This is a genomic window from Alistipes sp. AF14-19 (assembly GCF_003461645.1).
GTDB classification, from domain to species: domain Bacteria; phylum Bacteroidota; class Bacteroidia; order Bacteroidales; family Rikenellaceae; genus Alistipes; species Alistipes shahii.
Map to the genome: position 1 here is coordinate 176,168 of NZ_QTXM01000005.1, position 9,805 is coordinate 185,972.

General features: G+C 58.6%; 9 protein-coding genes. 7 read left to right on the forward strand and 2 right to left on the reverse strand.

Annotation, left to right across the window (positions count from 1 at the left end; genetic code table 11):
* Nucleotides 1-2: 2 nt before the first annotated feature.
* From DWW03_RS06800 to DWW03_RS06810, 3 genes are all read left to right on the forward strand, one after another.
* A complete protein-coding gene (locus DWW03_RS06800; protein ID WP_022062298.1) occupies nt 3-1,727 on the forward strand; it encodes an acyl-CoA dehydrogenase family protein in 1,725 nt (574 codons plus the stop codon).
* Nucleotides 1,728-1,960: 233 nt separating this feature from the next.
* The gene (locus tag DWW03_RS06805; protein WP_306461718.1) at nt 1,961-2,944 is read left to right on the forward strand and encodes a glycoside hydrolase family 99-like domain-containing protein; all 984 of its coding nucleotides are present in this window, start codon (nt 1,961-1,963) and stop codon (nt 2,942-2,944) included.
* Between the two features lie 194 nt (nt 2,945-3,138).
* Entirely contained in the window at nt 3,139-3,693 is a 555-nt protein-coding gene (locus DWW03_RS06810) for an outer membrane beta-barrel protein (protein WP_022062300.1), read from the forward strand.
* An 83-nt stretch (nt 3,694-3,776) separates the two neighbouring features.
* Here DWW03_RS06810 and glsA read toward each other — a convergent pair whose 3' ends face one another.
* Complete coding sequence (gene glsA / locus DWW03_RS06815; protein WP_015545939.1) at nt 3,777-4,760, reverse strand: glutaminase A; 984 nt, start codon at nt 4,758-4,760, stop codon at nt 3,777-3,779.
* Between the two features lie 146 nt (nt 4,761-4,906).
* On the reverse strand, nt 4,907-6,436 hold the full coding sequence (gene gadC, locus DWW03_RS06820; protein WP_022062301.1) for a putative glutamine/gamma-aminobutyrate antiporter GadC: 1,530 nt from the start codon (nt 6,434-6,436) through the stop codon (nt 4,907-4,909).
* Between the two features lie 139 nt (nt 6,437-6,575).
* Here gadC and DWW03_RS06825 point away from each other — a divergent pair, with 139 nt between their 5' ends.
* The 4 genes from DWW03_RS06825 to DWW03_RS16855 all read left to right on the forward strand — a co-directional run bounded on the left by DWW03_RS06825 (nt 6,576) and on the right by DWW03_RS16855 (nt 9,225).
* Nucleotides 6,576-7,508 (forward strand): DUF5106 domain-containing protein, encoded by a 933-nt coding sequence (locus tag DWW03_RS06825; RefSeq protein WP_022062302.1) that lies wholly within the window; start codon nt 6,576-6,578, stop codon nt 7,506-7,508.
* 258 nt (nt 7,509-7,766) lie between these two features.
* Nucleotides 7,767-8,321, forward strand: coding sequence for an NADH peroxidase (locus DWW03_RS06830; protein ID WP_022062303.1), 555 nt, complete (start codon nt 7,767-7,769; stop codon nt 8,319-8,321).
* Between the two features lie 368 nt (nt 8,322-8,689).
* Nucleotides 8,690-8,854 carry a hypothetical protein gene (locus DWW03_RS16850; RefSeq protein ID WP_022062304.1) on the forward strand — a complete coding sequence of 55 codons (165 nt, stop codon included), beginning with the start codon at nt 8,690-8,692 and terminating at the stop codon, nt 8,852-8,854.
* Between the two features lie 170 nt (nt 8,855-9,024).
* Nucleotides 9,025-9,225, forward strand: a complete 201-nt coding sequence (locus tag DWW03_RS16855; RefSeq protein WP_022062305.1) for a tyrosine-type recombinase/integrase — start codon at nt 9,025-9,027, stop codon at nt 9,223-9,225.
* Nucleotides 9,226-9,805 lie beyond the last annotated feature (580 nt).

Below are 9,805 nucleotides of genomic sequence, written 5' to 3' on the forward strand. Positions count from 1 at the left end.
TTATGGCTAATTTCTTTTCAGATAACAAGGATTTGCAGTTCCACCTCCAGCATCCGTTGATGCGCAAGATCGTGGAGCTGAAGGAGCGCGGTTTCGCGGAGAAGGACCTCTACGACTATGCGCCGCAGGATTTCGACGACGCGATGGACAACTACCGCCGCGTGCTGGAGATCGCCGGCGAGGTCTGCGGCGAGGTGATCGCCCCCAACGCCGAGGGTGTGGACCACGAGGGTCCGCGCGTGGTCGACGACCATGTGGAGTACGCTTCGGGTACGGTCGAGAACATGAAGGCGGTGGTTGACGCGGGGTTGAGCGGCATGACGCTTCCGCGCAAGTACGACGGACTGAACTTCCCGCTCATCTGCTTCGTGATGGCCAACGAGATGGTGGCCCGCGCCGACGCCAGTTTCGAGAACATCTGGGGGTTGCAGGACTGCGCCGAGACGTTGAACGAGTTCGCTTCGGAGGAGATCAAGCAGAAATACCTGCCGTGGGTTTCGGCGGGCGCGACGTGCGCCATGGACCTCACGGAGCCGGACGCCGGTTCGGACCTCGGAGCCGTGATGCTCAAGGCCACCTGGTCGGAGGAGCGGCAGACGTGGCTGCTGAATGGCGTGAAACGCTTCATCACCAACGGCGACGGCGAGGTTTCGCTCGTGCTGGCGCGTACCGAAGAGGGTACGACCGACGCCCGCGGCCTCTCGATGCTGGTCTACGACAAGCGCGACGGCGGCGTGAAGGTGCGCCGCATCGAGAATAAGCTCGGCATCAAGGGATCGCCGACGTGCGAGCTGGTCTTCACGAACGCCCCGGCGCAGCTGGTCGGCGACCGGAAGATGGGCCTGATCAAGTATGTGATGTCGCTGATGAACGCCGCACGTCTGGGCATCGGCGCACAGTCGGTGGGTCTCTGCGAGGCCGCTTACCGCGAGGGGCTGAAATACGCCCACGAGCGCGAGCAGTTCGGCAAGCCGATCATCCAGTTCGCCGCCGTTTCGGAGATGCTCTCGAACATGAAGGCCAAGGTGCAGGGCGTGCGCGCGCTGCTGTACGAAACGGCGCGTTTCGTCGAGGTCTACAAGCAGTACGGCCATATCTCCCACGAGCGTTCGCTCGAAGCGGAGGAGCGTCAGGAGATGAAGTTCTACAACCGCCTTGCCGACGGTTTCACGCCGCTGGTGAAGCTCTTCTCGTCGGAGTACGCCAACCAGCTGGCCTACGACGCCATCCAGATCCACGGCGGGTCGGGTTTTATGAAGGACTATCCCTGTGAGCGGTTGTACCGCGATGCACGCATTATGAACATCTATGAGGGAACCTCGCAGTTGCAGGTCGTTGCGGCGATCAACGCCGTGACGAAGGGCACGTTCCTGGAGCAGATCGGGCGCTATGCCGCCGAAAGCTACACGGAGGCGATGTGCCCCGTGGTGACGAAGCTCAAGGAGCTGACCGTCAAGTTCTCGGAGATGCAGGCCCGGGTCGAGGCCGGCGACAAGGAGGTCTGCGGATTCAAGGATTTCCATGCCCGCCGCCTGGTGGAGACCGCCGGACACATCATCATCACCTACCTGCTGGCCCGTCAGGCCGGTGAGGCGGAGGAGTATGCCGCTTCGGCGCGCGTGTTCTGCAAGCTTGCAGAGGCGAAGATCGCGGAGGCCTATACCTACGTGATGAACTCCACGACGGAGGACGTCGCGCTGTTCAAGGCTGTCGAAAACGAGGTTTAAACATACCGGACCGGATACGATGCGGGGGACCCTGAACAATCCTCCGCATCGTTTTTCATGCCGGGGCACAGCCTTGCTGTGCAGGGTCTTGCAGTCTGCTCCGGTATCCGGGTCCGATTGTCGGATCAATGTATGAAAGCGAGATTATTGGCATTGTATTTGCCTCAATTTCACCCCCCCCCATCCCGGAGAACGACCTGTGGAGGGGAAAGGGTTTTACCGAATGGACGAACGTGGGTAAGGCCCGACGGTATTTCAGAAATCACTATCAGCCCCGAGTTCCGGCCGATCTGGGGTATTACGACCTGCGGGTCGCCGAGACGCGCCAGGCGCAGGCGGATATGGCCCGCGAATACGGCGTCGAGGGCTTCGTCTACTGGCATTACTGGTTTGGCAACGGCAAGCGGTTGCTGGAACGTCCCTTCAACGAGGTGCTGGCCAGCGGCGAACCCGATTTTCCGTTCGCGCTGGCCTGGGCCAATGAGAGCTGGCGGGGCTTCGCCCACGGGATCACGAACCGGAACATGCTGATCGAACAGCTCTACGGAGGCGTCGAAGACTATACGGCGCATTTCCGGGCCGTGCTGCCCGCTTTCCGGGACCATCGTTACATTACGGTGGACGGCAAGCCGCTGTTTATGATCTACAGACCGCTGGCGGACCCCGAGGTGAAGGTTTTCATCGCCACGTGGCGGGAGCTGGCCGAAAAGAACGGCCTGCCGGGAATCTACTTCGTCGGGCACGAGAACGCCCCGGTTCCGAACGTCGGGGCCATTTTCTCTACGGGGGTCGACGCCGTCAATCCGCTGCGGCTGGTCGGGTATTTCAATGTAAGGCATTCGTTTTTCGAACGGCAGCGGGTAAAATTCGACCGCTGGCGGAAGATTCCGCTCAATTATCCCTATGAACGGATGGCCGCTTATTTTCTCAACGGGGACGAAGACACCCGGGAGAACGTGTTCCCCTCGGTCATTCCGAACTGGGACCACACGCCGCGCAGCGGAAAAGAGGGGTGGATCGTGACGGATTCCACGCCCGAGCTGTTCGGGAAACACCTCCGGGAGGCTGTGGAAATGGTCCGGGGAAAGGCTCCCGAACACCGGATCATCCTGCTGAAATCCTGGAACGAATGGGCCGAGGGAAATTATGTCGAGCCGGACCTGAAATGGGGTCGCGGGTATCTCGAAGCCATCCGGCGGGAGGTGATGGACGAGTGATTGTCCGTGATGCGTTGCCCGTTCCGCGCCCGTTCTGTGCCTGTCGCATGCTCGTTCCGCGCTTGTCGCGCGCCCGTTCTGTGCCTGTCGCATGCTCGTTCCGCGCCCGTCGCGCGCCTGTCCGCCGAACGGATTGATTTCGTTGCGTGATTTTTGCTATATTAGCAGTCGTAAAACCTGAAAAACAGAGAACAATGATCAAGAAATTGCTGATGGCGGCGGCCGTCGTCGTGATGGCCGTTCCCGCCGCCGCCCAGGGATCGCGCCGCAGCGAGGTTTCGGTGTCCTACGGCGTCGCTCCCGTCACCGATTGGATCGACTCGTACAGCGACATGCTGACCGGGCTTTTCACGAATGCGAATACCGACCTCGAGGGGTGGGGCGCCGTCACCGTGGGTTACAGTTTCCGCCTGATCGGCAGCCTGCGCCTCGGCGCGCAGGTCGTCTACTCCTCGAACACGCAGGAGGTCAGGGACGCCGGCTCGGAGATCCGGAACCGCTACTGGTCGCTGCTGCCCAACGTGAAGTGGAACTGGATGAACCTCAAGGTGGTTTCGTTCTATTCGCGCCTCGGTGCGGGAGCCTCGTTCTCCAGATCCGAGGTCGGGGGCGAGAGCGACAAATCCACGCAGTTCGCCTTCCAGGTGTCGCCCGTCGGCGTCGAAGTCGGGGGACGCGTCGCGGCCTATGCCGAGGCCGGTATCGGTACGTCGGGCTGCCTGCTGGTCGGCGTCCGCTACCGCTTCTGACACCCTGTCCGGATACGGAAAAGGGGCGCATTCCTCGCAGGATGCGCCCCTTTTCGTCGGCGGGTCTCCCCGCAGGGGAGTTCTTACGCCTTCACAGGCTCTTTTCCGGCCATCACGCAGCGCGTCGTGCCGAAGACGTTGAGGTTGAGGTGTCCGGCGATGAACGCCAGCGCCTTCTGGGCCTTCACCGAGTTGCCGGCCCCGTCGAGCGGGGGCGCGAACGCCGCAACGCCCATCACGCCAGGCACGACGCCCATGATGCCGCCGCCCACGCCCGTTTTGGCCGGAAGTCCCGTCGTGAAGAGCCAGTCGCCCGTGTGCTCGTAGAATCCCACGGTGGCCATCATCGAGGCGATCTTGGGCGTCAGCTCGGGCTTGAACACGGCCTTTCCGGTCACGGGGTTCACGCCGCTGTTGGCGATCGTCGCGGCCATCGTGGCCAGCTGCCGGGCCGTCACGCCGATTGAGCACTGGCGCGTGTAGATGTCCAGCGCCATGTCGGGATCGTCGTAGATGCGGTTGTAATTCTTCAGCAGCCACGCGATCGACTTGTTGTTGAAGTTGGTCGCCGTCTCCGATTTGTAGAGTTCGTCGATCACCGCGACGTCCGATCCCGCGAGGTCGGCGATGAACGAGACGATGGCTTTCCATTTGCCGTCGCTGTCGCCCACGGGCTTGATCATCGAGCAGGCCGAAATGGCTCCGGCGTTCACCAGTGGCGTCGAGGGGTGGTCGTTTTCGAGCAGGATGGCCATGATCGAGTTGAAGGGGAGTCCCGTGGCGTCGGCGCCGATCTTGCCGAGCACCTCCTGGCCGCCGTACTGGTTCATGGCGAGGATCGCCGTGGGGACCTTCGACACCGATTCGATGCCGAACTTGTAGTCCGTGTCGCCCACGGCCACCACGTCGCCGTCGGGGAGGCAGGCCGCGATGCCGAACAAGTTCGACGGCACATCGGCCAGATAGGGGATATAGTCGGCGTTTTTGCCGCCGGTTTCGTTTTTGCAGCGGTCGTATGCCATCTGCACGGCATCCTGAACCGCTTTTTTGTCGATCTTCTGAATCATGTTATGAAATTTGTAAAATGGTTTGTATCCTCTTTCCGCTGTGGCAGGCCGTAGTCACGGCGTTCCGCCGTGTTTGCAGGCCCGCCCCGTCCCCAAACCCCCGCCGAGGCGGGGGTTTAAGGAGTTCGGCGGCATTTCTTCGGCTGTTATTTGTTGCTACCGGGTTTCTGCTGTGCAGGTGCGGCTGCCTCGGGGGCTGCGACCTTGGCCTGCGCTTCCCAGTGGAAGGGAGCGAAATCGGCGGCGGCCTCGGGGTCTTTCCACGACGGCTTGCGCATGGAGTAGATGACGAACGGGGCGCCCACGACCACCACGCAGCCGATGATCAGCACCGAGAACCAGACGGTGTTGCTGCCGGTCGAAATCTGACTGGGCGGCACGAAGCTCAAGATGAAGGCCAGCAGTGCGCCGCAGAAACCGAGGCATCCGAGGAACCACATCAGGCCGTTCTTTTTGCCCAGGCGGAACGGACGGGGCGTGCCCTTCATCTTGTAGCGCAGGACGATGGCGGCCGAGAACATCAGCATGTACATGATCAGGTACAGCAGCACGGTCAGCTGCGAGAGGATCTGGTAGAACGACTGCACCGAGGGCATCACGACGAACAGCAGCGCCAGCAGCGTCACGACGCAGCCCTGGATCAGCAGGATGTTCTTCTGTACGCCGTTCTTGTTGGTCTTCTGGAAGAACGGGGGCAGGTAACCGGCCTTGCCCACGGCGAAGATACCCTTCGAGGGACCCGCCACCCACGTCAGCACGCCTGCCAGCACGCCGAACATCAAGGCGATGGCGATGATCGGGCCGGCCCACGAAATGTGGAGGTAGTGGAAGTAGTTGTCGAACCCGACTAACAGCGACTGCGTGAGGCTGATGTCCTTGGCGGGGATGATCAGGCCCAGCGAGAAGGTTCCCAGAATGAAGATCAGCACCGTGACCAGCGAACCGATGATGATGGCCTTGGGGTAGTTCCGCGACGGGTTCTTCACGTCCATGACGTGAATGCCCATCATCTCCATACCCGCGTAGAACAGGAAGATACTGCTCGCCAGCACGAGGTTGTTGAATTTCGACAAGTCGGGGAAGAAGCCCTGCGACATGTCCATGTGGTTGTGTCCGCCGGTCGAAATGTAGATGACGCCCAGCACGATCAGCAGGCCCGCGGGAATGATCGTACCGATCATGCCGCCCCATTTGCTGATTTTTCCGACCCATCCGAGACCTTTCAGGGCGATCAGCGTGGCGATCCAGTAGATGGCCAGCACCATGCAGAGCGTGAAGACCTTGTTCGAGGCCAGCAGCGCGTCGTGCGTGTCGTTCATGCCGATGAACGCGATCGACACGGCGCCGAAGGTCAGCACCGTCGGATACCAGATCGTCGATTCGATCCATTGCAGCCAGATTGCGAGGAATCCCGTGCGTGCGCCGTAGGCTTCGCCGACCCAGCGGAATACGCCGCCCTGCTTGTCGGCGAACATCGCGGCCAGTTCGGCGGCGACCATCGCCGTCGGAATCAGGAACACGATGGCTGCAAACAGGTAGTAGAATGCCGACGAAAGTCCGTAGACCGCCTCGGCGGGCAGTCCGCGCAGACTCACTACGGCAGTCACGTTCATAATTGCCAGTGTCATAACACTCAATTTGAACCCTGTGCTTGTGGTAGTTTTCTTTACATCCATAATGAATTGATTTGGTTTTTTGTCGCTGTTGGGTGTTGCAACTACCGTGCAAAACCGCCGGGAAGTCGCCTTTGCAGCCTTCGGGTGTACGATTGTTGCCGGAAATTTCTATCTTTGCGTATAAATAATCTCCATGCCCATGCAACGCATCCTGATCATCCTCCTGGCAGCCCTGTGCGTCGCCGCGTGCGGCCGCCGCCGGAGCGCTCCCTCGCAGGAGACCGCGGTCTCCGCATCCCGTCCGCGGGTTTTTCTCCCGGCCATCGCCCCCGCGGGACTCTCTCCGGACGAGCAGCGCGACTATCTCCGCCGGCACTACTGGGACCGTTTCGACTTCACCGACACGCTTTTCGTCTCCGAGGCCGATACCGTGCAGATGATCGAGGCCTTTGCGCGCTACATTGCGGTGCTTTCCGACCGTCCGGCGGATTCCGCGCCGATGGATTCGCTGATGCGCCGGGTTTCGTCGTCGAAGCCGATGCTCGACTATTTCGCGATGCTCGCCGGGACGGTGCTGCACGACCCCAACTCGCCGCTGCGCAACGACGAGTTCTACATTCCCGTGCTCCGGGCGCAGCTCGCCAGCCCTTTCTACGACGAGTACGAACGCATCGCCCCGCAGTACGACCTCGAAATGGCCATGCAGAACCGCCTGGGCCAGCCTGCCAACGATTTCCGCTACACGCTCGCCTCGGGCGCCTCGGGGACGCTCTACGGGCTGCAAGCCGAATACGTGCTGCTGTTCATCAACAATCCCGGCTGTGCGATGTGCCGTGAAATCCGCGAGGCGATCACCTCCTCGCCGATGCTTTCGGAGATGATCGAGCGGGGGCGGCTGAAGGTGCTGGCGCTCTATCCGGACGAGGACCTTACGGAGTGGCGCGACTACCGCGACCACATTCCGGCGTCGTGGATCAATGCCTATGACAAGGGGTGCGTCGTCCGCGAAAAGAGCCTGTACGACCTCCACGCCATTCCGGCCCTCTACCTGCTGGACAGCCGCAAGCGGGTGCTGGTGAAGGATTCGACCGACGTGGCGCAGATCGAAGAGATAATAGACCGCCGGGCGTAAAACGCTTGATAGACGGGCTTTATGGGCGATGGATGACCCGGCGCCTCTTGTCCTGTTCTGCGCTCCCCGGCTTAAAAAGCCGGTTTTGGGAGCGAACGGCGGTTCACACGCCTCCTGCCCGGTTCTGCGGCGCGGCTATAAGCGCAGCCTATCCCGCCATCAGAAAAGACAATCGGAAACCTATACGGATTCCGAACGGATTTGCTATCTTTGCACTACAAACAGAATACAATCACACACATTAAACAGTAGAAGATTATGGCAAAGAAATGGCGTTGTACCGTATGCGGTTACATTCACGAAGGTCCCGAGGCACCCGACCAGTGCCCGATGTGCAAGGTAGGCAAGGAGAAGTTCGTGGAACTCGTTGAGGCCGAGGGCGACCTTGATTTCGTAACGGTACACAAGATCGGCGACGGCAAGGGCGCCAGCAAGGAGCTTTGGGAAGGTCTCCAGAATCATTTCATGGGCGAGTGCACCGAGGTGGGCATGTATCTGGCTATGAGCCGTCAGGCCGACCGCGAGGGCTATCCCGAGATCGCCGAGGCTTACAAGCGTTACGCCTGGGAGGAGGCCGAGCACGCCTCGAAGTTCGCCGAGCTGATCGGCGAAGTGGTCTGGGACACCAAGACCAACCTCGAAAAGCGCATGAACGCCGAGTGCGGCGCCTGCGAGGACAAGATGCGCCTGGCCCGCATGGCGAAGGAGGAGAACCTCGACGCCGTTCACGACACCGTTCACGAGATGGCCAAGGACGAGGCCCGTCACGGCAAAGGTTTCGAAGGTCTTTACAAACGCTACTTCGGCAAATAATCTCCCGATCGGGAGAAAACGGGGCGGATCGCATGCGGTCCGGTATTTGTAGGTAAACGAAAGTGCAGAAAAGAGTAAACAACTTGGTTACAGGTATTTAATTTTCTCTTCTGCATATGCTCCGAGCAATAAAAAAGCAGAATCGGGCAGGTTTGACGGTGAGTTTCGTTACTTATCCGTTACCTACCCGAAATGCTTTTATTTGCATTAATGTGCTTTTTTCAGTTTGTTGCATCGAATTTCCGCATAACAAATAACTTGACTTAACGTTTAACAAGCCACAAAGTTCAGGTTATTATGCAACGCAGTACTTTCAAAGTCCTTTTCTACGTGAAAAGGCAGTCCGAAAATCGGGTCAGGTTCCCGTCATGAGCCGCATTACGATCAACGGTACGATGTCGCAGTTCAGTTGCAAACTCACCGTTCGTTCTTCTCTTTGGAATGCCAAGGCGAACAAAGCCTCCGGCAAAAGCCTCGAATCGCAGTGCGTCAACGAGAAACTGGAAAATATCAAGACCAATATCCACAAGTAGTATCAACGCCTCTGCGACCGTATGTTACGGCCGAAAAGGTATGCAATTTCGGGTAAAACTTTTTCCCGTCGCCGAAATGATCTACGACCGTTATAAAGACCTGCATCTGGAAGGTAATAAGGTCTTCCCGATCAAACGCTACTACAAGACGATGAACATGTCCTTACGACATGTTGCCAAACATGCGGCACACCTTCGCCACGACGGTTACGCTTGCGCAGGGCGTACCTCTGGAAACCGTCAGCAAGATGCTGGGACATAAACGGATCACCACGACCCAAATCTATGCTAAAATCACCAATGACAAGATCGGGCAGGATATGGCGGCATTGAGCGAGAGGCTCGACAGCGTCTTCAAGATCGCGCAGTAACCCGGCGCGATCCCGGAATAGCGCATATCTAATATCCTCGGAATTTATTTCCGCCGACAGGGAATTTATCGCCGGAGATGAAAATACGCAAGGCCATGCGAATCGCTCGAGAGCGAGCCTTGCGTATTTTCATCCCCGGCGTTTTGCAGGTCGCTACCGTCGGAATAAGTGGCTTTTTGCAGCCCGAACGGTAGCCGTTTCACAACACACGCATACCAGAAACCAAATAGTTGAAATAGAGATTTCTTTAGATGCCGACTTCGATAAACTGTCATATATGCAGATTTATTTACATATTTATTTTTTTGAATTATATATTTCTCCGCTTCTGCATCGAATCATCCGCATGTCCGGGTAATGATTCCGATAAATATTTGGCCAACCATCTGTTTCCTTATCCGAATATTTCTTTCTCTTGCAATATATAAGTCTATCGAATCGCTTCGGCCCCGATGTCCGCTCCAGACCGCTCCAGTCCGCACCGAGGCAAAAATTACGGACTGTCCCGTCCTGAAAAAGGTTTACAGAAAAGAGTAAATCTTATGCAGCAAACAACGAATTCAGACTTATCACGTCATTA